A 24,119-nucleotide genomic window follows, 5' to 3' on the forward strand; every position below is an offset into this window, starting at 1 on the left:
AGCCGGAAACAGCTGAACACTTACCGTGAAACCGGCCAGCTATCGGTACGGAAAGGAGCAACAGGTAATCCTTCCGAAGAAAAAATATTACCGATAGCGGCATTGGAGAATTCATATCTCACTGATTCAGGCTTATCCACTTTTTTGCTCCAAACGATCAACGCATCTTTTTCCACCTTTGCGGATGCTTCATAGAAAACGTGGTCTGCCCCGGCTATATACAAGGCAGCCGGTGCCTTTCCATTGATTTTGAGAGAAGTGGGAACATTGGTGAAACGGAGTACCGCTTTGTTTTTACTGATGCTCATTTCTTTGAATACCGGGCTTTTCCAGGTAAACCCGGTTTTACCATAATTTTCTCCAAGTGCCCAGGCGGCAAGCCTGTTGCCAACTGTTCTCTTATCCTGGGGATGAATATCTTTCACATTTTCTGTAACGTCGGTTACTACTACCATACCGGTTCCGGCAAGACAACTGCTACGCGCCTGCGCTTCGCGAAGCAGTGCAGCCTGATATTCTTTTTCGTAGGTAAATGGTGCTATCTGGACATAGTAAAAGGGCAGCGGTTTTTGCCATGCACCACGCCATGCCTCTATCATGCCGGTAAACAACGGGGTATAGGTATCCGCGGTGTTCACATTGGCTTCTCCCTGGTACCAGATAACTCCCTTTATGTTGAAATTTGTAAGAGGGGCTATCATCGCATTATAGGCATAACCCGGTTTATGCGGCCACCAGGCAGCAGGGGCCAGCTTAGCAGCAGCTGCAGCAAGTGAGGGCTCACCTGTTACAATATGTTCCGGCGCCCATACTTCTGCCGGTGTTCCTCCCCAGCTGGCATTGATCAGTCCAACTGGTACCCCCAGGGATTTCTGTAGTTTCGCCCCGAAAAAATACCCTACTGCACTAAAGGATTTCAGGCTATTGCTGTCGCACACTTCCCAGCTTCCGGGACAATTCTCCTGGGGATATACTGCTGTAGTTTTGGGTATGTTAAAGAACCGGATATTATTGTTATTACAAACAGGCAGCTCCTCTGCAATCTGCCGGATGCCGTTATAGTAGCTGTATTCCATGTTGGATTGCCCTGAACATAGCCAGACTTCGCCGATCAGAATATTTTTCAATACAATCTCATTGGATGCTTTCAGTCTTATTTCATAAGGTCCTCCTGCGGCCGGTGTATGTACTTTCAAAGCCCACTTTGCGTCTCCGCTGGTGGTGACAGTCGCTGTTTTGTTATCCCAGCCCGTAAATACGGTAACTTTCTCTGAAGGGCTTGCCCAGCCCCAGATGGTTATACTGTCGTTTTGCTGTAGCACCATGTTGCTGCCAACGAGCCCCGGCAACCTGATAGCGGCATGAAGTACTGCAGGAAACAGTAATACAATGCCGTAAAGGAGAAGTTTCTTCATAATCGCGCTTAATACTTTGGGGGTTAAATATAATATCCATACCCTACAAATGAAAATGCGGGCTAACATTTATTGAGCATACACTTTTGCATAGCCAAAGCTTTTTAATCACCAGGGTGTTCCAGCGGGCGGATATTGCATTGCTGCCCTTTCTTCATTTTTACTGAAAGCACAAAATCATCAGCGTCCTGTTTTGCCCTGGCTGCATTCACAAAAAACGCCCTGTTGCTCCTGATCCGGCAGATCCCGTCGGTGGCGGCTATGATCGTGGCTTTACTCAGCTTCCCTTCAGACCATTGCATATCTACCGTAAATCCACCCCTGGCCTTCAGCCCGTTTACTTCTCCCTCTTTCCATGCAGATGGCAGTGCAGGTAAAAGATGTATCTCTCCCAAATGGCTTTGTAACAGCATTTCCGTCATGCCGGCTGTTCCGGCAAAGTTACCGTCTATCTGGAACGGTGGATGCGCATCAAAGAAGTTAGGATAAGTACCGCCTCCGCCCTTTCCATCGGCGCCGGAATAGTTCAGCAGCTGGCGAATGAGCTTATAGGCATGATCCCCATCCAGCAAACGCGCCCACCAGTCGATCTTCCATCCGCGGCTCCAGCCTGTACCGGCATCTCCTCTTACTTCCAATGTTTTCTTTGCTGCTGCAAAAAACTCCGGCGTATTACTCTTTGATATCTGGCGTCCCGGATGCAAACCAAACAGGTGGGATACATGGCGGTGCTGGGGATCCGTTTCGGTAAAATTCTTATACCATTCCAGTAATTCCCCATTATTCCCTTTTCTCAATGGGTACAGGTCCTTTCTTACGCCGGCTAACCGGTTGCGAAATGACTGATCCTTATCCAACGCTTCGGAAGCTTCTATTACATTCGTAAAAAGATCCCAGATGATGGACATATCCATTGTTGTAGCAACAGATACAGCCTGTGCACGACCTTTTGCATCGCGGAACTTATTTTCGGGAGAAGTAGAAGGCGCCGTAACCCAATAACCACTGCTATCCTTTACCAGCCAGTCAAGACTGAATAAAGCTGCCTGTTTCATGATCGGGTATGCTTCTTCCAGGAATTTCTTATCCCGTGTAAAAGCATAGTGCTCCCACAAATGCTGGCAAAGCCAGTTGCCCCCCATGTACCAGTTGGCCCACACAGGATCGCCGGCTCCAAAGTCGCCCACCGGGTTGGCACAACCCCATATATCCGAATTATGATGCGCTACCCAGCCATTACAACGATAGAACTCACGGGCTACACGGGCGCCGGTTACTGAAAGCCCCTTTAGCCACTGTAACAGCGGCATATGCATTTCAGATAAATTGGTGCTCTCTGCCGGCCAGTAATTCATCTGCGTGTTGATATTAATCGTATAGTTTGGAGCTCCACGGAGCTCTCAGCTCTTTGTTCCAGATGCCCTGCAAATTAGCCGGCGGTCCTCCCGGCCTTGAGGAAGAGATCAGGACTCCGTGAGCTGATTCCGGAAGTAGGTGATGTATTCAGGCTTTCCGTAATCCGGGTGATTCCTGTCCCAGGGCGATAAATATATTCCTAACTTCAAACCATATTCCTTGCAGGCATCCGCCATTTCCCGCACTATATCCCCCTTTCCATTTTTCCATGGCGCATTCTTTACGGAATACTCGGTGTATTTGGATGGCCAGAGACAAAAACCGCAGTGATGTTTCGCAGTTAATATAATTCCTTTCATGCCCGCTTCTTTGCATATACGCGCCCACTGACGGCAATCCAGTTTTGCAGGATTAAATAAGTTGATATCCTCATTACCAAATCCCCAGGATTGATCCGTATAAGTGTTTAATGAGAAATGAACAAAAGCATAATACTGCATTTCCTGCCATCTCATCTGGTTCTCCGTAGGCACGGGCCCACAGGGAGCCGGCGCTTTTACCTGCGCATGAATAGTACCACTTGAACAAAGACCAAGAATAAGCCTATACAGTAAGCGCTTCATTTTGCTAACAATCCTCTCATTAATAATATTCATTCCTTTTAATTTATTCTACCGTCTTAACTATTTTACGGTCCCTACCCGAACTACATAACCGGCATCACTGCAATCTGATAATATTCAAAAAGAAAACATCGTTCTCACGGAGCTCCAGCTCCCGTGCAAAGGAGCCATCAGCATTTACAGTAACAATTTCCCTGGTAACCGGCGAACCATCGTTTTGCTTCTTTATTTGTTCTACTTCCTGCCTGGTAAGTTGTGCCGGTTTTCCCATGGAGAGATAGGTGGAATAAGCGTCGTTAATATGGTATCCTACTTTATAAATTTCAAGAGCATAGGTACCGTGGGGAACATTTACAATATTGACCTTCAGCTTTCCTTTTGATCTGGAAGGGAGGTCACGAATATAGTATTGCTGGTTGTGCACTGAGTCGCCCGGATGCGTATTGGTAAAATCCCAGACCAACGCCTGAATATTTCCTGCGGAATCCCTGCATATCCAGGAAGTAGAATCGGTATTTACCAACTCCGTGTTCCCCAGCCTGTTCAAAAACTGGTACGCATAAAATACCGGTTTGTTAATACCCTGCGTATTCAGCATGCCAAAGCCTCCGTGAAAAGGCGTGAAACGGGGACCTGGCTCTTCAAAAATATCAGTAAAAACCCAATAAGACATTGAATTGGCAGCTTTGCCTGCCTGTTTAATTTTTTGCAGCACATAGGCGGCTTCATGATAGCTGTCGTGGATAGGATCAGCCGGAGTATAAGAAGCGCTCCATTCGGTATAATGAAGCTCCAGATGAGGCATAGCGGAACCGGCAATCTCTTTCCGTGATTGAATCACATCGCCACTTACGCTCATAGGATCTTTATCGAGTACGGTACCCGAGTTACCAAATTCGTCGAGGTATCCCTGCTTCACCCCATAGGCGTGAGTGCTGATGAAATCTATAGGTACATTATTCTTCTCACAATAGGCAATCATTTCAGGCTCCCAGGCGGCTCCCGCAGTTCCCGGCCCTCCTACACGGTAAGAGGGGTTTATGCTCTTAATCGCCCTGGCGCTGTAAGTATACAATTTGAAATAGTCGCTCTGGCTCCCTGCCCAGAATCCATCCAGGTTAGGTTCATTCCAAACTTCAAAATACCAGGTCTTTACTTCATCGGCGCCATAACGTTCTGTAAAATGCCGGGTAAGATCCTTTACCAATGCTCCCCACTTTTCATAATCTTTTGGTGGAGTCACGTTGCCCCTCCACCAGAAAATTGTTTTAGACCCGCTGGCCAGCGCGGAAGGCATAAAGCCCAGTTCTACGAAGGGTTTCATTCCAATGCTTTGCAAAAAGTCGAATAAAGCATCAATGTACATATAGTTATAAACTGGGTTTCCCTTACGGTCTTCAGTATATACAGCCATGTCGTCTGTTAAAAGGCCATGCATACGGATATACCTGAAACCGCATTCCTTTCTTACATAAGAAAGCTGTTGTTGCCAGTCGGCCCGAAGCCCTTCGTTGGCACGGCCTGCACCAACGCATTCATTAAACATGGTATTGAGCTTACCGGCTGTTTTACTGAAGTCAATATTGATGATCCGTTCAGGGATAACTGTTTGCTTTATTCTTTGTGCAACCAATGCTTCTGCCATCGCAGAAAGCAGGATCAACAAAAAAAGGAGAACTTTCATCTTCTGCTATTTTTATCTTTCTTATAACTATTTAAAAACCTGCTGGAAAAACAGGTACAGGTTACGGTCCCACTCAGTATTATCGTGCCCGTTAGTATCTACATTCCAGACATGTGGAATGCCAGTTTCACTAAGGTACTGATGGGCCTTTTCACTGATCCGGAAAAGGCCGTCTTTGTTGCCGCATCCTATCCATAACAGTTTCAGCTTTTCCCGGGCAGCTTTAATATCCGGAACAAATTGAACATCCGTATACATCCCACCAAATTTATTGGTATTGGGTGCAGAAGAAAATCCACCTATATAGGCAAATGTTTCCAGGTGATGCAAGCCTATATTCAATGATTGCCCGCCGCCCATGGACAAACCCGCCAATGCACGGTGTTCGCTGTTACTGATAGTGGAGTAATGCGAATCGATGTAGGGAATTATATCTTTCAACAGGTCATCCTCAAATGGTTTTCTGTATCCTTCAAAATTATCTGCTCTTCCTGAACGGCTGGCAGACGATGTATCTGTTACAGTAAGCCTGGTATCGCAGTTGGGAAAAACCATCACTACAGGCTGGATTTTGCCCTCTGCAATGAGGTTGTCTGCAATGTTATCTGCCTGGCACCATTCAATCCATTGACGGTAATCTGCCCCCAAACCATGCAACAGGTACAACACAGGATATTTCTTATCCGGGGAATACCCGGGAGGCGTATATACGCTCATTTCCCGGAGCTTCCCAAGCGTTTTGGATTCGTACTGAACCACTGTTAATTTCCCGTGGGGCACATTACTACGCTGCACATTAAACCCGGCAGGCGGATCAGGAAAAGTAGGTACCGTATCCGCCTTAACGGAAACCTTATCTGTTTGCGCCAGGCAGATATGGCTGGCAATAATAAATAGGATCGAAATAAATAAATACCTGTTACTCATTTTATTTTTTATAATGTTCTATGCGATCTTTGGTATTTAATCTCACTTCACCAGGATATTCACAGAGGATGAAATACTGCGGGATGAATTTCCAATATGTAATACAAAATCACCTGCTTCTACATTCCAGGACTTCTTTGCCTCATCATAAAATGCCAGATCAGCAACTTTTACCACCAGTTCAACCGTTTTCGTTTCGCCAGGCTGAAGAAAAACTTTTTCAAAAGCCTTCAATTCTTTTTCAGGGCGAAACACGGAACACTGCGGATCACTTACATACAACTGCACCACTTCTGCACCTTCCCTGGAACCTGTATTTGTTATCGTGCATTTTGCATGAATAGTTTCATCCTTACCATAACTGGTTTTGTCTGCAGAAAAATTACTGATTGAAAACCCGGTATAGGAGAGCCCGTATCCAAATGGAAACTGAGGAACAATCTTCTTTGTATCAAACCAACGATATCCTACTAAAATATCTTCTTCATAATTTACACTAAGATCTCTTCCCGGGAAATTACCCAATGCGTGCGCAGGCGACTGGTCCAGTGATACAGGCAATGTAAATGGCAACTTACCCGAAGGGCTCACTTTACCACTCAACAGGTCAGCCACCGCATTGCCTGCTTCCATCCCGCCAAACCAGGACCATAATATTGCAGGCACCCGTTGAACAATGCCTGATAATTTTACCGGTGATCCGGCTATAATAACCACCACGGTATTTGGATTAGCCTTTGCTACTTCACGGATCAATACATCCTGCCCATAAGGCAGGTCCATATTCTGCTTATCAGAAGATTCCGTATCAAAATCATGATTTAATCCTCCAAAAACGATCACCACTTCCGATTCTTTTGCCACTTTAACAGCTTCGTCAATTAATTTCCAATCAACCTTATTAACGTTTGTCTGACCGGTACTGCTGCCTTCTTTAAAAGAGGATTGCTTTTCATATCCCTGGGCAAAATTAATCTTCACATCAGCTCCGAATTTTTTCCGGATAGCCTCCAGTGGCGTAATTTCGTACAGCGCCTTTATTTCAGAGCTAAGCCCTCCATCGCAATGCCTGCGCGTAGCATTATCGCCGATAATGGCAACCGACTTTATTTTTTTGAAATCAACCGGAAGTATATTTCCATTATTCTGTAACAATACTGCTGCTTCAACGGCATCGTTATATGCTGCCTGTTGATGTTGCGGCGTATTCATTTTTCCCTTTTCCCGTTTTCCTTCATCAAACATTTTTGTCGCCATCATCACCCGCAATATGTTCGCTACCTTTTCATCAATAACCGCAACGGGAACCTTTCCCTCCTTTACAGCACTGATCAATGGATCGGCAAAGTACCATTCATTGTAGTCTTTCTTATCCGTTCCCATTTCCAGGTCAAGCCCGGTTAATGCCGCTTTTACAGTGGAATGTGCTGCTGCCCAGTCGGTCATCAATACCCCTTTAAAACCAAACTCTTTACGAAGGATTTCCCTGTTCAGGTATTCATTTTCAGAACACCAGTCGCCCCTGAATTTATTGTACGCCGCCATTACCGTGTAGGCGCCGCCTTCCGTTATTGATGCTTTAAATCCCGGCAGGTAAATTTCCCGCAAGGCGCGCTCACTCATGTGCACATCAACGGAATCTCTATGTGTTTCCTGGTTATTGGCCAGCCAATGTTTCACGCTTGCGGCCACATCTTTCAACTGCAACGCCCTGATATAGGCAACAGACATTTTTGAAATAAGCAACGGATCCTCGCTCATGTACTCAAAATTCCTTCCACAAAGCGGCGAACGGATAATGTTGATGCCCGGTCCCAGTAAGATGTCCTTTTTCCGGTAACGGGCCTCTTCTCCCAATACAATCCCACGCTCATAAGCCAGCTTAGGATTCCAGGTAGCCGCCAGTGCAGTTCCCGGCGGAAAGCAGGTAGCGGAGTCGTTGGTCCACCCGGCATAAGCCCAGTCGTTCCGGTTTATTTCCGCACGCACCCCATGCGGGCCATCGCTCAATGCCCACTCCGGTATACCCAATCTCTCTACTCCTGATACATAAAACTTTGAATTTCCATGCAGCAGGCTAACCTTTTCTGCCAGGGTCATCCTGCGTACCAGGGAACGGATCTTTTCTTCCCACTTACTGTCATTTACCGGCAACTGTGCGCTGGCCATACCTCCTATCAACAGGCCGGTAAGCGCCAGCACCAGTTGCCTTACTATTCTTTTCATTTCCATCAGGTTTCAAATTCTTTTATTACGCTTAAACCGCTCTTTAACAGGAAGAATTGTAAAGTTAGTTACCACCTGCCCTGAGTGCATTCATAGTGCGTTGATCAAGCACTGTATTATTACGCCTGTCCAGCGCGCCACCGGTGTCCCAGTAAAAGGGCTTCATACCATTGGCAATTGCCTGCCTGGTCACGTACGTCAGCCAATAATCAACGGCATCATTGTGAGTGGCCAGATCCTTGGGCACGTACCTGCTGTTTCCGCGCCGATAAGTACCGTATTCACCTAATATAACAGGGATCTGTTTACCGGTGAATTTCGTTTTCATAAGACTCATAGATTTATCCACCTCGCTTTCCTCACCCCAGGTAGCATTTCGTTCCGGCTCAATGGTAGAATGATGGCCGGCTCCCCAGTAGTAGAACATTTTGCCCCAGGATGCATCGCCGTCCATCAGTATACAGAACTGGGGAGGAGAGTAATAGTGTACCTCCACCATCATACGGTCTTTCACTTTATCCGCAGGAAGTGTATTCATCCAGTCATTACTTTTTTCAATATTCGTTGATGGGCCCTGCACCACCAGTACCCGGTAACTATTACGGCCGCCGGTGGAGCGGACTGCATTAACGAAGGTTTGATGATAGCTGGCCAGCACGTCCATCTGTTCCTGGGTTTCCACTGCGGGTTCGTTGGCGCTGCCAAACATCAGGTGCTCATCAAAATCACGCATTTTGGTGGCAATCTGTTCCCAGAATGCTTTTTGTTTCGCGTTGACAGAATCCTGCTTTGCTTTGCTGATATTGTTCTCCAGCCAGCCGCCGTCCCAGTGGATATTGAGCAGAACATACATGTCGTTATTCACGCAATACTGCACTACCTGTTTTACGCGGTTTAGCCAGTCGTCCTGGATCTTGGCAGTAGCTTTGTCTGAATACTGGTTCCATGCGCAAGGCAGGCGGATGGCATTAAATCCCTGCTGTTTTACGGCCTGGATATAGCTTTCACTGATCAGGGGATTTCCCCAGGCAGTTTCTCCACCAATAGCTTCCAAAGTATTTCCGATATTCCAGCCCAGTTTGAATTTTGCCGCCAGCTGCACGGCATTGCTTCCCATACCGCTTGCATCTGCCGGCGCCGGTGATATATTGTAGCCCGGGTATAAACTGCCCGACTGTTGTATATTAATCCTGCGTACCTGGCTGCTTCCGGCGTTGATCATCAACACCGCCGACCGGCTTGCGCCGGTGTTATTAGGTACGGTGGTTACCCTGACAGCTGCCTTTCCACTATTACCACTTGTCTGGCTTACCTGCAGCCAGGCGGCAGCCGGATTGCTGACGCTCCAGTTTACATTACTCGCAATAGAAACGTCCGTAGCGCCTCCCTCGGGCTGGAAAATAATTTCTGATAAAGAAACTGACAACTCTGGTGTAACAGTGCTCTTCTTACTACAACACACAGCCGTCATGGCAAAAAGGAGAAGGCCTATAATTACATACCTTCTGCTGATTCTCACATTCATATAATCGGGTTAAAAGTTATTGATGCTACTTAATTTTCACCACCCTGATATTATCAACAGCGGCCTGTAAACCGGAAGCTGAAGGAGAGCCGGAAAAGTTTTTGGTCTGGATATTTACAGCACCGGTGGCAGTGGCTCCCAATAAAGTGGTCAGGTCTGCAGCTGCCGTGCCTTTACCATCATTGGTTCTGAACAGCGATAAAGGAATCGTTACAGTACGCCAGCCTTTTGTAGTAAAAGGAGTAACAGTACCATTAGTGCCTTGCCAGGGTTCGTACCGGGCCAGGTAATCAAATGCGTAACCTTTTACTACATAAATAGAAGTACCGCTCCATGCAGCCGGAACATTGATCTCAAACTTCAAAGCATAATCATCAATGGAAACGCCTAAACTATCAGTAGGGATCCACTGAACATCATTGGTGTTTATGCTCCGTCCTCCATTCCACCAGTTACCATCACCTGCCGGCAATACGTCGTTTTTCAACACTGCATAGTAGCCCCTGTTTCCCGGGAAAGCGACGCTGCTGTTATCGGTGTTGGTGCCCCAGCTAAAGGTGTTGATATCATCAAAATTGCAGAGCACACCTGTTTTGTCGTCATTCACATTATAAGGAGTGGTAGCAATCCCGGATTTGGTGTTGACCACCACCGGCCCGCTTTGGGTAAGCGCAGGCAGTACAAATCCGACAGAGGTACCATCAGTAGCTTCCGAAAAATGGGTGATCGCTGTACCGGCAAAGGAAAGTTCACTTATAAAAAATAAATTCAGCCCGGAGATGTACACGGAATCACCTTCTTTGGCATTTTCATTGGAAACAGCGGTGATGGACGGCGGTGGCGCAGCAATGCTGAATGTAAAAGTAGTGGCCCCCTGCCGGGTAACATAGCGAATGGTGTTAAGGCTTTCCGCAGGTACCGATGGAAATGGTATCACAGCAGGTACCTGCACTGTAGCGCTGGTATCGGAAAACAATACGCTGTTGATGGAAGCCGGTACGCCATTAAAGGATATCTGCACTGCATCCTTTAAATTGTGCCCTATCAACACTACCCGCTGGCCGGTAATGATAGTGCTGACAAGGGTGTCTGCAGGAGACGCTGCGTAATTTCTAACGCTTGTTATCTCCGGGGCTCCTGTTGTTACATCCTTCTTACAGGCAGATTGTATACAGGTAAAAATCATCGCGAGCACAAAAAGCGGCCAGCCTCTATATATTTGGTGGAATGTTACTTTATTCACGGTATAATAGTTTTAGTTTTTTTTAATAATATGATACCGGGGGTTCCTGCAGTTTTGGATTAGCAGTCACCTCAGAAGAAGGTATTGGGAAAGTAAAGCTCTGGATAGTGGGAGGAGTGATCACCCCGTATGGACTGGCAGGTGTTAAAACACCGTCTGTCAACGTAAAGGTCACACGCGCTTCGCCTTTTAATTTATTGATTGCTTTTGTGGGATTATAATAAGATAACCTCACCAGGTCAGTCCAATACTGGCCTTCTGCTGCCAGCTCAATTCTTCTTTCAAGCAGCACGCTATCGGCATCTATTTTAGGAGCCGGGAGCATTCCTGCCCTCGTGCGAACTTTATTAAAATATAAAAGGGCATCAGCATCGCTTGTGGAACCATTGTTACCCAGTATGGCCTCCGCATACAGAAGATAAACATCCGCCAGTCTTAGTAACGCATTGTGCTCCGTGGAAGAGGTTTGAGTCATGGTGGGAGCGCTGTTATCCTTGTTGGTACCGATAATATGTTTTTTCAGCGCGCATGAGCCGGTATATTTAAATCCACCGCCGGCGGCATTCAGTTCAGGATAATAGTCGCCGTTGATCATAAACGTAGCTTTACGCCTTATTGAATCTCTTGTAGCGTATAACTTGTACATATCCACTGTTGGCCCTATGCCAAACCAGCCGGCCGAGCCATTGGCAGATATTTCGGGGCTCGTGGAGTAGATCTGCAGCATATTGCCTTCCAGCCAGGCGCCGCCCGGAGCCCATTGCAATGCAAACAGCGACTCAGGATTATCATTAAACTGGGTTTTAAAAATATCTGCATAATTATCTACCAACGCCAGCCCGCTGTTCTTACACACATTTCCTGCATATTTTGCAGCGCTATCAAGGAATTGTTGGTTCCTGGTGCCCTGCTGGTTCAACCCCGCGGCTGTCAAATAAACCTTTGCCAGCATACCCTGTGCGGACCAGGTAGTTACTCTTCCTCTAACGTCTGCAGCGGGAAGATGATTGGCTGCAAATGTCAGGTCATTGATCGCAAATTTATATACGTCTTCCGTTTTTATACGGTTAACCAGGGGAGTGATAATCAACTTGCTGTTATCTTCAATCACAGGAACAGCGCCCCAATGCACTGCGAGGTTATAATAGGCAAACCCGCGTATGAACCGGGCTTCAGCAATTGCAGCATTCTTGTCCTTATCGGGAATTGTATCAGGCGCTTTTTGCTGGATGGCAATAATGGTAACATTACAATGCGCGATAACTTTATACATCGACTTCCAGTTGGCGATCATAATCCCATTCATACCGGTAACGGTAAAAGTATTCAATTGTACCGCATCTCCCCAGTAACCTACCGCCATATTTCCACTCAGCACATCTCCAACAGGCAAATAGCAGTTATAGTTCCAGTCGGCCCAGGGGCTGCCGGCATACAGCGCTGCCGTTGCCAGCCTCAGATCATTAGTGCTTTTATAAAAATTATCGGCACTTATTTGTGACAATGGCGGACGGTCCAAAAAACTTTTGGAGCATCCTGTCATTGCTATTATTATAAACAGGAACACAATTATTTTATCCAATATTGATCTCATAACTATTGATATTAACAGATGAATATTTTATTTATTCAATTTAATGCTGGCTCCAACGGTAAACACACGGGGCTGCGGATAATAGCCGCCATCCACACCGGCGCTCAGCGGATCCCATGATCCGATCTCAGGATCCATTCCCTTGTAGTTGGTAATGATGAAAGCATTTGAAACATTGACATAAACTCTCAGGTACTTAATACTGGCCTTTGAAATCAGGCTTTCGGGAAGCGTATATCCTAAAGAAATATTCTTACATCTTAAAAAAGATCCATTTTCCACGAACTTATCAGAGTTCCGGTTATTATCATTGGTATTATCATTTCTTATTCCCACAATCCTGGTTTCCGGGTTGGTCACCTTTATATTATTAATATCAGTAGCGCTTCCGTTCGGATCAATTAATGTAAGTTTCGCATAGTCCATTAATGACCTGAGATATCCATAACTGGTACCAGGATATTCACCATTTATACGAAGCTGGTTATATACTTTATTGCCAACGTTGGCGGCAAAAAATATATTCAGGTCAAAATTTTTATACGAGAAGGTATTGTTGAAACCAAGCTGGTATTTAGGTATGGGGGAACCCAAAAACGTTTGATCATGTTCATCAATTACGCCGTCGCCATTAAAATCCTTGAATTTCAGATCCCCGTACCAGATGCTTCCACCGGCAGCCCCTACAGGTAAAGGCACGCCATTTTTAGTTGGCAAAGCGTGTGTCTTGAAGTCCTCTGGTGTCGCAAATACTCCTCCATCGATCACATACCCGTAAAATTCTCCAATAGACCTGCCCACAACGGTTTTGCTATATTGCCTGTCCAGCGAAGCGCCATCAGTATTAAGCTTCAATACTTCATTGATATTGCGCGAAACTGTTACATCAGTTTTCCAGGTGAAATTTTTCCCTTTAATATTGGTAGAACTGATCCTAAAATCAAAGCCCTTGTTGTTAACTGTGCCCACATTCACGTAAGGCGCATCCAGTGCACCCGGCGCGTAGCCAATAGACGTACCGGAATACAGGGGTAAAGGGATCTGCAGCACCAGTCCATCCGTTTTACGATTATAGAAATCCACAGAGAAATTTATTCTCCAGTTAAAGAGCGTACCGTCCAGTCCTATATTCGCATACTTTGTTTTTTCCCATTGTACATATGGATTACCCACATTCTGGGTGAGCTGTGCGATACCTGTTAGCCCGGTAGCTACGGTAGCCAGCGTTGATGTATAGGCGTAATCCCGGATATTCTGGTTATTTGTTAAACCATAGCCCAGCCGCAGCTTTAACTCATTCAGTGCCTTAACCTGCTTCAGGAGCTCTTCATTATTTAATTTCCAGGCAAAGGCGCCTGAGTAGGTAGTTACCCAGCGGTTCTCAGGAGCAAACTTAGAGGAGCCATCTGCCCTGACATTGGCGGTGAACAGGTATTTATCATTGAGGCCAAAGTTTAAGCGGCCAAAGTATGATTCCTGGGCATTTTGTCCTTTACTGCCGGCGTTGGTGGCGGTGGTTGGATCCCCGCTGCTGATCACCTGTACATTATTGGAAGGGAAATTAGTTCTGCCTGCAGAAGAATTTTCATTGGTTCCCAATTGTGCTTCGTGGCCCAGCAACACATTTACATTGTACTTGTTTTTAAACAAATGCGCATAGGTCAGGAAATTCCTTATGGTACTATACAGGTTTTGGGAAAAATTATAAGATGCGCTGTTGGTAGTGTTTTTTACCAGCCCAAAGGTATAGGAGGGATTAAACCGGTCTTCTGTAGCCATCGAAAAACTTCCTGTTAGCTCGTTCCGAAGGGTCAGGTCTTTGGTAAATGCAATTTCAGCATATAAATTTCCAAAAAGCTGGTTCCTCTTTACCTCATCTTTATTAATAAGGGCGATGGCATAGGGATTTACAGTGCTATTCACCCATCCATTCGGATTATAGGCGCCACCCCAGCTGCCATCTTCATTTTTCACCGCTATATCCGGTGTCTGACTTAATGCCGTATTAATTACGTTGGAACTGGTAGAATTCACACTTTCTTTTATGTTAACCAATTGCAGGCTGGTACCGATCTTTAACCAATTGGTCGTTTTATTGTCAAGATTCAGTCTTAATGACATCCTGCGAAAGTTGGAGCCGAGGGCTATACCTTCCTGGTTGAAATAGGAACCCGACAGCAGGTATTGGGTTCTGACATCTCCCCCGCTGATAGTGAGCGTGTGACTGGACATCGGGGCATTTCTGAAAAGCTCTTTCTGCCAGTCGGTGCCATCACCAAGGTACTTGGGATTCGCGAATTCCGGGCGGGTATCAAATCCCCATCCCAATCCGGTGTTCCTGTCGTTTATAAAAGAGGCATATTCTCTCAGGTTCATCAGGGGCAATTTTTTAGGTATCTGCTGGTAGCCGGTGTACATGTCGTAAGTAATGCTGGGCGGAGCGATCTGACCCCGCTTGGTGGTTATCACTATTACGCCGTTGGTGGCCTGGGAACCATAAATGGCCGTTGCAGAAGCATCTTTCAATACGTCAACGGATTCAATTTCAGACGGGTTGATCCCTGCCAGTGGATTCACACCGGCGCCCAATGTGGCAGTACCGCCAATAATAATCCCGTCGATAACGTACATAGGCGAGCCGCCTCCAAAAGAAGACAGGCCGCGGATCTGTACAGACACCGCTCCGCCGGGCTGACCAGATATTTGCTGGGCTACCAGCCCGGGAACTTTTCCCTGCAGGGCCTGGTCAAAGGTCACCGGTTGCGTTTTACGGAGTTCATCACCGGAAACAGAAGAGATAGCGCCAGTTACATCAGGGCGTCTTACCTTACCATAGCCAATCACCACCACATCTCCCAGCTGCGAAATATTTTCCGTCAGCGCTATTTCGATAGGGGTGGCTTTGTTTATCACTACTTCTTTTTTCTGATAGCCTATTATGGTAATTACCAGGGTGTTCCCCAGAGAAGCATCAATGGTAAATTTGCCCGCTTCGTCGGTAATAACAAAGCGATTGGTGTTTTTTAAGGTAACGGTTGCCCCGGGGATGGCAGAAGAATTGCTTTTATTGATGACCCTACCGGCTATTTTTATTGTTTGTGCAGAAAGGCTTGCGCTGGAAAGGAACCCCAAAAGGATACCCAATAGCGGCAGTATTCGCGAGCGAATCATTTTGGTTGACTTCATTTGATAATTTTTTACTTGTGTGGATGATTATCCCCGATAGGCGGAGATGACATTTCATTAGGCCAGTACATTCATAACGGGAGCCAGGCTATTAAAGCGGCAATTCTTTCAAGAGCTGGTCTTATTCTCCATTTATTAAATATGACCTGATAACTATAAAATGTACTTTTGAGGTGAGTGAAATGGTAAAGACATCATAACGGTAAAAGGACGGCCGTGTTCTATCCTATGGACAGAATGGCCTGCCAACTTCCTAAAATGGGTATAGGCTGGCATGTGAAGTGGTTGTAATTGTAGTTTCATATACGTGGATTAAATGTTGTAAAGCTATAGTTATAGCAGCTCATTCATGGGGCCTGGTTGATTCAACTAGGGGCGCCAAATGTTACAAATAGCCTGTCATTCTTCAGATACCCTGATCGCTGCCTGTATAGAGATTATCGTTTTCCCGGTTACGCGTTATAGAAATAACGCCCGGTTATTAAAAATCAGGAAAGCCGGAAGCGTCATGTTTGCATTCATCCAACATCGGCAATTTCTCCCAAACCGGCTTTCCTGATCTATATTATATTATTAGAATGGAGGATTTTAAGGGAAACAGGGGGATCTTACCACCCGGCGTTTTGTTTCAATACATTATTAGATAAAGTAATCTGGGAATATGGTACCTGCACCAGGCCTTTTGTTTCCACGATCTTCGAGGCTAAAATGGTTTTGGTGGTATTTACGCCTCCATTTTGAACCGTTGTAGACTCGGCAATGGCCGCTGCGGCAACATTTATACCCTGGCGAAGCAAATCCCAGTAACGGACGCCTTCTGCGGCGAATTCCAGTCTTCTTTCGTTCATAATATTTTCCTTATTTACCGGGATTTGCACAAAAGCAGCACCAAATGCCCTTTTGCGAACATCGTCAAAGTAAGTTTGCGCACCGGCAGCGCCCAATTCAGCTGCCATTAACAATACATCGGCATAGCGGATAGACACATAATCCTGGAACTGGCTGATCATAAAACTCGCTCCGCCCATTTTTTCCGCCAGGCTTCTCCCTGCCTCATCTGCCATAGGGGTATATTTTTTAATGTTGTAGCCTGTATACTCCCGCTGATCTTTTATATTCTGAAAATCAAGCTTTTCATCCTTTATAGAGATGATAGAAGCATTTCTGCGGCTATCGCCCGGAGCATAGGCATTCCAGAGCTTTGGATTCACCGTGGCGCCTCCCCAGCCCATTCCGTATGGATAAATACTTTGAATACGGATGCCATACATTACCATCCAGGTGTTACCATCTACATTTCCGTTCCAGTCGCTCGTATAGGTATACTTGATAGCAAATATGGTTTCTTTATTATCCTCCCCTACATAGCTATTCAGCGAAGCTGCGGGCCATAAGTTGGCAAATTTGTCGACCAAACCAAATCCGCCGTTATTAATAACATCCTCCAGGTAAGCCAGGGCCTGTGCTTTTGACACGGCTCCTACCAGGTCCGGTTTATTATAATAGCCGGTGTAGTACAGGAACACGCGGCCAATCAGTGCCTCAGCGGCCCATTTGGTTACCCGTCCGCGGGTGGAAGGGTCCTGGCTGCCATAACTGGTGGCTGCCAGGTTAGCGGCCGCAAATTTCAGGTCGTCGGTAATCAGTTTGTAAACATCGTCCGGATTGGCCTGTGGCACATTATCAGTGGTAGGCTTGGTGATCAATGGAACATTACCCCACAACCTTACCATATCAAAGTAACAATAGGCACGGATAAATCTTGTTTCCGCTTCATAGGTATTGCGCAAACTGGTATTCCCCTGCCAATCTATCCCGTCGAGGTGCGACAACAGCATGTTGGCGCGGTAAATAGCCTTATAGTAAAGGCTCCATGAATCACCAAACATATCCTGGTCGGAAGGAGAACGGAGCTTGTCAAATTCATCCATCATCTGATAGCCGAAGCCATCAGCATTGCCTGTAGCGCCAAACGCCTCATCAGACATGATGGTGGAGGCAACAGGAAAGGCTACCCCACCGGACCATACACGTTGTAATCCATCATAAATACCTACCTGCGCTTTCCAGGCATCATTCGGTGTTTTGTAAAAGTTCTGCTCAGTAGCAGAGGTCACGTCTTCCGTATCCAGAAAGCTCTTTTTACAGGCCATCAATGATAACAATGCGGTAACCAGTATATAAGATTTTAAGTTTTTCATCGCCAATTCATTTTAAATTAAAAACGGATATTTGCGCCTACCATAAAAGTTCTGGGCCGGGGATAATAACCTACATCCACTCCGGATGAAAAACCTTCATTATATCCTACCTCAGGGTCCATGCCATTATATTTGGTAAAGGTGAAGGCATTTTGTACAGACGCATAAACTCTCAATTTACCCAGGTAACTTTTCTTTGCCAATCTGGAAAAATCATAGCCTAGCGTAATATTGTTGATACGAAGAAATTTACCGTCGTAAATATACAGGTCGGAGAACTGGGCCCAGTTGACACCATCTTCCGTTACTCTCGGAATTCTATTAGATGTTCCCGCACCATGCCAGCGACCAAGGATCTCAGTGGAGTAATTGGCAAAACCGCCCGGGCTTCTCCATGACTGCACCAGTTGATTACCTGATACACCGGATGCCTGTACGGAGAAATCAAAACCTTTCCAGCCAAGGGTTATATTAAACCCAAATGTCAAATCAGGATTAGGATCTCCGATTTTTGTTTTGTCGCTGGCATCAATAACGCCGTCTCCATTTAAATCAACATAACGAACATCGCCAGGCTTGGCATTAGGTTGAATAGGCGCTCCTGTTTTACCTTTATAAGCCTGTACTTCATCTTCTGTCTGGAAAAGACCGGCAGTTTTGTATCCCCAGAAGTAACCAACAGGTTCTCCGTTTGCGGCACGGTAAAACTCGCCCGCATTGGCATACAGTGAATTGGTATTGCCATGGATCACATGATCGTTGGTAGGTATATTTCCTATTCTGTTTCTGTTATACGCACCATTTACACCAATACTGTAATTAAAGTCTTTACCGATACTATTGCTATAGCTAAGGCTCAGTTCAACACCCGTATTTTTCACATCACCACCATTAATAAGAGGCGCATCAGCTCCGGCAGTAGCCAGGATGGGGACTCTGATTAACCAGTCTTTTGTTTTTTTGACATAATACTCAAAAGTCACATTCAGGCGCTGTAATACCGTAGCGTCAAAGCCTATATTGGTTTGTTCTGAAGTTTCCCATTTTACATTAGGATTGGCAATGCGGCTGGGATAAGCACCCTGTGTATTTACCCCTTCAACAGGTCCGAAGATGTAACCCGCATTGGCGAAACTGATAGGCGATAAAAACTGGTAAGCATCCACATTCTGATTTCCCACTTGTCCCCAGCTACCACGTATCTTGAGGAAATCAAGCCAGTGAACATCCTGCATGAAGTTTTCCCTGGTAACTACCCATCCTGCAGACACGGAAGGGAAATAGCCCCAACGTTTATCCGGCGCAAACCTCGATGATCCGTCTCCCCTGAAAGTGACATTCAGTAAATACTTCTCCTGGAAATCATACTGGAATCTTCCGAAATAAGACATGAGCGCGCTTGCAGTTGGACCTCCTCCAACACTCATATAAGGTGCACCCCTGGTCACATTCTGGGCAACAGATAAATAAGCGTGTTGCATATCGGCAATACGCAGATCCCAGTTGCTGCCGTTCATAGCCACCGTTTGTTGTTTCAGCGAAGAACTACCCACCATTACACTAAAATGATGATCTGCGTGCACATTGAAATCATAACTGAGTAAATTATCAAACTGAATCGTCCGTCCATTACCCATAGACTGGGTCACTTTAGCGGTGTCATTAAATGAATAAATAGAGAGGTGATACACCGGCGTATAGCCATGACTTTGGTTTGAATAATAATTTAAACCGAGGCTTGACCGGAACTTAAGCCCTTTAATGGGTTCTACCTGCAGGTACACATCCCCAAATAACCCCTGGCTGCTGTTCCTGTTCCTCGTGGTATAATCCATTACAGCATAGGGATTGGCTTCTCCGTTATTCCATGACTGGTCGGGCTTTCCGGGATACCAGCCTTTTCTGTCGCTGGGGTAATAATTACCGGCATCGTCATACATAGGCAAAAAGGGGCTAACACCGAAAGCACTACGTAAAGTGTTATTGTATTGCCCATCTACCAAAATCCCATGACTGTTTTGATAATTGAACGTAAGATGTTCTCCTATCTTAACAATATTCTCATATAAATTATGTTCAGAGTTTATTCTGAAATTATAACGGTCGAAATAAGAAATATCAGACCCACCAACAATACCTCCCTGGCTGGTATATCCAAGAGACATAGAATAAGTGGAGTTAGCTCCGCCTCCCTGTACTCCTAATACATAGTTTTGAGTAGGTACGTTACTTTTAAACATCTGATCCATCCAGTTGGTATTTACCGGAAGATTGTTTACTACCTCGTCGCTGAAGTAGGGCGCTTTGCCGGAGTTGGTAGCCGCTTCATTGATGATGGTGGCATACTCTTTTGCATTCAGCAATTTTGCTTTACGCGCTACATTCTGTAAACCATAGAAAGCATCCAGGGTTACCTGTGGCTTCTGATTGTTTTTTCCTGTTCTGGTGGTAACCAGTATAACACCATTCGCTGCCTGAGAGCCATAAATGGCGGCGGAAGCTGCATCTTTCAAAATATCTATTGATGCTATATCAGCGGGGTTCAGGTAGGAAATATCACTGGTCTGAACACCATCCACAATATATAAAGGCCCAAAATTACCAACAGTACCTTTACCACGGATAATCACATTCATACCAGCTCCAGGCTGTCCTGAATAAGTGGTGAGCTGTACGCCGGGAGCCTGTCCCTGTAATGCCTGCAGGGCATTGGTCGTATTCTGTTTCTGAATATCCGCGCCCTTCACCTGCACATTGGCGCCCGTTACAAGCTTTTTCTTCTGTACCCCGTATCCAATCACCACTACGTTTTCCAATTGGGTTTCGGCATCCTGCAACTGAATTTTCAATTCAGAGGATGTAACTTTTACTTCCTTTTGAATAAACCCAACTGAAGAAATTACAAGTACATCACCGATGGATGCCGCAATAGTAAACTTGCCGGCTTCATCAGCAACAGTAGAGACATGAGTGCTTTTTACAGTGACTGAGGCTCCCAGAACCGGCGAGGCAGTGGTCTGGCTGGTTATTGTCCCACTTACTTTCGCAGTTTGAGCAAAAGTGCTTTTACTATGGGCAAACAGTAAAATAATACCCCATAGCAATAATATTCGCAAGCGAATAAATCTGGCTGAGTTCATACGTGTGGATTTAAATTGGCTACTTTTTTATAGTTATATACTTTCCTTCATACACTACTTCTTTATCGCATGTTGTACCAGGATCAAGGTGCATGGCTTTACTTGGCGTTATCATATTAATACGGAATGTTCTTTTGGCTAACATATTGCTATATGAGCCTTTCCGGTCCCCTATAGTAACTGTTGCGGTTCCTTCGCTATACTTTATCGGGATAATGGAAAAAGCGCCTTTTTCATAATTGTAATTGGTTCCCTCATCTTCATAAAGATTAAAAGATGCATCGGCGCCGGTATAAATGTTTAAGGTGATGGTATCCGCCTGTTTTTCGGCGGTGTACTGTAATTCTGGGCCGAAAGGGACTATAGATCCGGCTTTCACGAATAAAGGCATGCGTTCATATGGAGCAGCGGCAGTAATGCTTTGCCCGCCCGCGTACCATTTTCCTGAGTAAAGATCATACCACCCTGCGCACTCCGGCAGATACAGCCTACGCTCGGCTTGCCTGTAGTTATAAACCGGGTTTACCAGGAGAGCAGGACCAAACATATATTGATCCGCGATGTTTAATACTGCAGTATCTTTTGAAAAGTCCATCGGCAGGCCGCGCATAATGGTATAGTCGTCGTGATATGCCCATCCTGCCAGCGAATAGATATAAGGCAGCAAACGGTAACGCAGTTTGTCATAATAGAGAAAGCTTTTATAGGCAGGATGATCCTCCGGTGCAGTGTTAAATACCTCCCGATATGGGAACTGCCCATGCGAACGGAACAAAGGAACAAATGCCCCAAACTGCGACCAGCGGGTCATCAGCTCCCTCCATTCTTCCCTGCTTTCGCTATCGGGTTTTTCAAACTTCCCCGGCACCACAAAACCACCTATATCCATGGTCCAATACGGAAGCCCCGACATAGAGAAATTAATGCCTGCAGCTATTTGCGCCTTCATATCCACCCAGGTGGAACCAATATCCCCGCTCCATATGGCTGCAGCATAACGTTGTGAGCCCGCAAAGCCGGAACGTGTTAGCAGGAAAACCCTTTTATCAGGATCTGTGGAGCGCTGCCCTTCATAAATCCCTTTTGCATTCTGCAATGGATAAGCATTCAGGAACTCTGCTGCGCTGCCTAAAGCTGTTGGCGTCATCTGCAGCTTTCTTCTCTCGGGGTTTACATTGGAAAGGATATCCGGCTCACTGGCGTCCATCCACCATGCGTCAATTCCCTTACTGTAAATCTTTTTATTGATCAGATCCCAGAATCCTTTCCTGGCAGATTTATTGAAAGCATCGTAAAAAGTAGAAATATATCCTTTACCTATCCAGTCTCTTTGCTGATCCGCAATATTTCTTTTATAGAGCCAGCCGTTTTTGTCAAACTCCTTATAGGTGGATATCCCATCATAGAATTTGGGCCATACCGATATCATGATCTGGGCGTTGTATTTTTTATGCAACAAATCAATCATACTATCGGGAGACGGGAAACGTTTTTCGTCAAATTCCTGGCTGCCCCATTCGGCTTCCTTCCAATAGCTCCAGTCGAGCACGATGTTATCAATGGGGATCTTCCTTTTCCGGAATTCGTCTATAGTAGTAACTATTTCTTCCTGCGTTTTGTATCTCTCCCTGCTTTGCCAGAAGCCCAATGCCCATTTTGGTACAATAGGCGCTTTACCTGTAAGCGTTCTGTAACCGGAGATGACCTCATCCATATTATTACCGTACACAAAATAATAATCAACCTGTTTACCCGCTTCGGAGCAAAAGCCAAAGCTGTTTTGTTGTTCTTCGCTCAACGGCTCCTGCCATTTTAAAGAGAGATAAGATTCACCTCCTTCGGGTATCCATAAAATTTTCACAGGCACCTTTGCCCCTTTTGCGAAATCCCAGCGAATTACCGCAGACGCCGGGTTCCAGGCCTTTCTCCAGCGATCCAGCACCAGTTTTCCATTCAGCCATACTTTCAGGGAACCGCCATAAACAAACCTGAACTGGTGAACACCCTCCAGGTTACTGGAAAGCATACCTTCCCAGGTAACCATACCGGTGGCAGGTGTAAATTCCCGTGGCAGCTGGATCTTCGACTCTCCAAGGAACTCCATATTAATACTGGTCTCAGCTCTTTCAACACTTATCTCCTGCGGTTTATTCAAATCGTTGGCATAACTGGCAGTGAGCCATCCCGGTTCGCCTTTTTTCGAAAAAATCTGCATGGAAGAAAGTGGATGAAGCGGCCTGACGTCGCCTGCCCTGGTCAGGGAATAATTATCCCACAGGATACCATAGTTTTTATTGGAGATCAAAAAAGGAACGGCTACCTCGGTATTATTCTGGAAGAAGGTAACCTGCTGCCCCCGGTAATTCATAACACCATCCTGGTGCTGACCAAGTCCGTACCACGCCTCTCCGGCTGTGGCCTGAAATGTTTGTGTAAGCGTATAATACCGCTTGCCGTCAAATACGGCCGATTGAAAATTTCTTCCGAACGGTTGCTTTTCAGCCAATATTTTTTTGCCTGCCAGGTCTGTGAAAGTAACAGCACCGGTTTTACGGTTGACTGTAGCAACCAGTTTTTTGGTCCTGAGCACCAGGTTCTCTTTAGACGGGATGATATCCCAGGTAAGTCCCGGCCTCTTGTCATACACGGTGACCAGGCTGTTTCCGGTTGCTATTTCTTTACCCGGCGCCGCAATCACCCTTATAATATTATCTGCTATCACTTCCAGCTTAACGGCATGCGGAGAACCCGTATTAAGAGAATCTGTGAAAATCATTACCCCGTTGGGGAAAGTAATATAGGATGGCGGTACAGCTACCAACTTATTTAATAATACAAAGGTTAGCATACCCAGTAGCAACGATCGCAATTTCATACACGTGGATTAGTTGCTGTAAAACTACTGCTACACTACAAAAGGACAGGGGCTCAAATGATTCAACAACAGGATTCAAATGTTACAAATGAATGAATATTACCACCTATAATGCCGGCAAGGG

14 protein-coding genes are annotated in these 24,119 nt (G+C 45.7%); all 14 read right to left on the reverse strand.

Annotated elements, in window-relative coordinates; all coding sequences use genetic code 11:
* Nucleotides 1-20: 20 nt before the first annotated feature.
* The 14 genes from FN124_RS03970 to FN124_RS04030 all read right to left on the reverse strand — a co-directional run bounded on the left by FN124_RS03970 (nucleotide 21) and on the right by FN124_RS04030 (nucleotide 23,995).
* Entirely contained in the window at nucleotides 21-1,415 is a 1,395-nt protein-coding gene (locus FN124_RS03970; protein WP_142683482.1) for a sialate O-acetylesterase, read from the reverse strand.
* Nucleotides 1,416-1,519: 104 nt separating this feature from the next.
* Complete coding sequence (locus FN124_RS03975; protein ID WP_221887722.1) at nucleotides 1,520-2,770, reverse strand: glycosyl hydrolase family 95 catalytic domain-containing protein; 1,251 nt, start codon at nucleotides 2,768-2,770, stop codon at nucleotides 1,520-1,522.
* A 13-nt stretch (nucleotides 2,771-2,783) separates the two neighbouring features.
* Nucleotides 2,784-2,843, reverse strand: a complete 60-nt coding sequence (locus FN124_RS31705) for a hypothetical protein (RefSeq protein WP_376765842.1) — start codon at nucleotides 2,841-2,843, stop codon at nucleotides 2,784-2,786.
* 35 nt (nucleotides 2,844-2,878) lie between these two features.
* Entirely contained in the window at nucleotides 2,879-3,427 is a 549-nt protein-coding gene (locus FN124_RS03980) for an alpha-L-fucosidase (RefSeq protein WP_260607317.1), read from the reverse strand.
* A gap of 64 nt (nucleotides 3,428-3,491) precedes the next feature.
* The gene (locus tag FN124_RS03985; protein ID WP_142683483.1) at nucleotides 3,492-5,078 is read right to left on the reverse strand and encodes a GH39 family glycosyl hydrolase; all 1,587 of its coding nucleotides are present in this window, start codon (nucleotides 5,076-5,078) and stop codon (nucleotides 3,492-3,494) included.
* Between the two features lie 27 nt (nucleotides 5,079-5,105).
* The gene (locus FN124_RS03990) at nucleotides 5,106-6,005 is read right to left on the reverse strand and encodes an alpha/beta hydrolase (RefSeq protein ID WP_221887723.1); all 900 of its coding nucleotides are present in this window, start codon (nucleotides 6,003-6,005) and stop codon (nucleotides 5,106-5,108) included.
* Nucleotides 6,006-6,047: 42 nt separating this feature from the next.
* Complete coding sequence (locus FN124_RS03995) at nucleotides 6,048-8,231, reverse strand: glycoside hydrolase family 3 C-terminal domain-containing protein (protein WP_142683484.1); 2,184 nt, start codon at nucleotides 8,229-8,231, stop codon at nucleotides 6,048-6,050.
* A gap of 64 nt (nucleotides 8,232-8,295) precedes the next feature.
* Complete coding sequence (locus FN124_RS04000) at nucleotides 8,296-9,756, reverse strand: cellulase family glycosylhydrolase (protein ID WP_142683485.1); 1,461 nt, start codon at nucleotides 9,754-9,756, stop codon at nucleotides 8,296-8,298.
* Between the two features lie 25 nt (nucleotides 9,757-9,781).
* Entirely contained in the window at nucleotides 9,782-10,999 is a 1,218-nt protein-coding gene (locus FN124_RS04005) for a glycan-binding surface protein (protein ID WP_142683486.1), read from the reverse strand.
* 22 nt (nucleotides 11,000-11,021) lie between these two features.
* Complete coding sequence (locus tag FN124_RS04010) at nucleotides 11,022-12,593, reverse strand: RagB/SusD family nutrient uptake outer membrane protein (RefSeq protein ID WP_142683487.1); 1,572 nt, start codon at nucleotides 12,591-12,593, stop codon at nucleotides 11,022-11,024.
* A 27-nt stretch (nucleotides 12,594-12,620) separates the two neighbouring features.
* Entirely contained in the window at nucleotides 12,621-15,779 is a 3,159-nt protein-coding gene (locus FN124_RS04015) for a SusC/RagA family TonB-linked outer membrane protein (protein ID WP_221887725.1), read from the reverse strand.
* Nucleotides 15,780-16,387: 608 nt separating this feature from the next.
* Nucleotides 16,388-17,980: a RagB/SusD family nutrient uptake outer membrane protein gene (locus FN124_RS04020; protein WP_142683488.1), complete on the reverse strand. Its 1,593-nt coding sequence runs from the start codon at nucleotides 17,978-17,980 to the stop codon at nucleotides 16,388-16,390.
* Nucleotides 17,981-17,997: 17 nt separating this feature from the next.
* Complete coding sequence (locus tag FN124_RS04025; protein ID WP_142683489.1) at nucleotides 17,998-21,120, reverse strand: SusC/RagA family TonB-linked outer membrane protein; 3,123 nt, start codon at nucleotides 21,118-21,120, stop codon at nucleotides 17,998-18,000.
* Between the two features lie 19 nt (nucleotides 21,121-21,139).
* A complete protein-coding gene (locus FN124_RS04030) occupies nucleotides 21,140-23,995 on the reverse strand; it encodes a TIM-barrel domain-containing protein (RefSeq protein WP_142683490.1) in 2,856 nt (951 codons plus the stop codon).
* Nucleotides 23,996-24,119 lie beyond the last annotated feature (124 nt).

This window comes from Chitinophaga polysaccharea (genome assembly GCF_902150045.1).
Lineage (GTDB): Bacteria > Bacteroidota > Bacteroidia > Chitinophagales > Chitinophagaceae > Chitinophaga > Chitinophaga polysaccharea_A.

Excerpts from the sequence above, each read along its gene's own strand:
- FN124_RS04030 (WP_142683490.1), bottom strand. The coding sequence starts at position 23,995 with ATGAAATTGCGATCGTTGCTACTGGGTATGCTAACCTTTGTATTATTA.
- FN124_RS04010 (WP_142683487.1), bottom strand. The coding sequence starts at position 12,593 with ATGAGATCAATATTGGATAAAATAATTGTGTTCCTGTTTATAATAATA.
- FN124_RS03995 (WP_142683484.1), bottom strand. The coding sequence starts at position 8,231 with ATGAAAAGAATAGTAAGGCAACTGGTGCTGGCGCTTACCGGCCTGTTG.
- FN124_RS03970 (WP_142683482.1), bottom strand. The coding sequence starts at position 1,415 with ATGAAGAAACTTCTCCTTTACGGCATTGTATTACTGTTTCCTGCAGTA.
- FN124_RS04020 (WP_142683488.1), bottom strand. The coding sequence starts at position 17,980 with ATGAAAAACTTAAAATCTTATATACTGGTTACCGCATTGTTATCATTG.
- FN124_RS04025 (WP_142683489.1), bottom strand. The coding sequence starts at position 21,120 with ATGAACTCAGCCAGATTTATTCGCTTGCGAATATTATTGCTATGGGGT.
- FN124_RS04000 (WP_142683485.1), bottom strand. The coding sequence starts at position 9,756 with ATGAATGTGAGAATCAGCAGAAGGTATGTAATTATAGGCCTTCTCCTT.
- FN124_RS03975 (WP_221887722.1), bottom strand. The coding sequence starts at position 2,770 with ATGAATTACTGGCCGGCAGAGAGCACCAATTTATCTGAAATGCATATG.
- FN124_RS04015 (WP_221887725.1), bottom strand. The coding sequence starts at position 15,779 with ATGAAGTCAACCAAAATGATTCGCTCGCGAATACTGCCGCTATTGGGT.
- FN124_RS03980 (WP_260607317.1), bottom strand. The coding sequence starts at position 3,427 with ATGAATATTATTAATGAGAGGATTGTTAGCAAAATGAAGCGCTTACTG.
- FN124_RS03990 (WP_221887723.1), bottom strand. The coding sequence starts at position 6,005 with ATGAGTAACAGGTATTTATTTATTTCGATCCTATTTATTATTGCCAGC.
- FN124_RS03985 (WP_142683483.1), bottom strand. The coding sequence starts at position 5,078 with ATGAAAGTTCTCCTTTTTTTGTTGATCCTGCTTTCTGCGATGGCAGAA.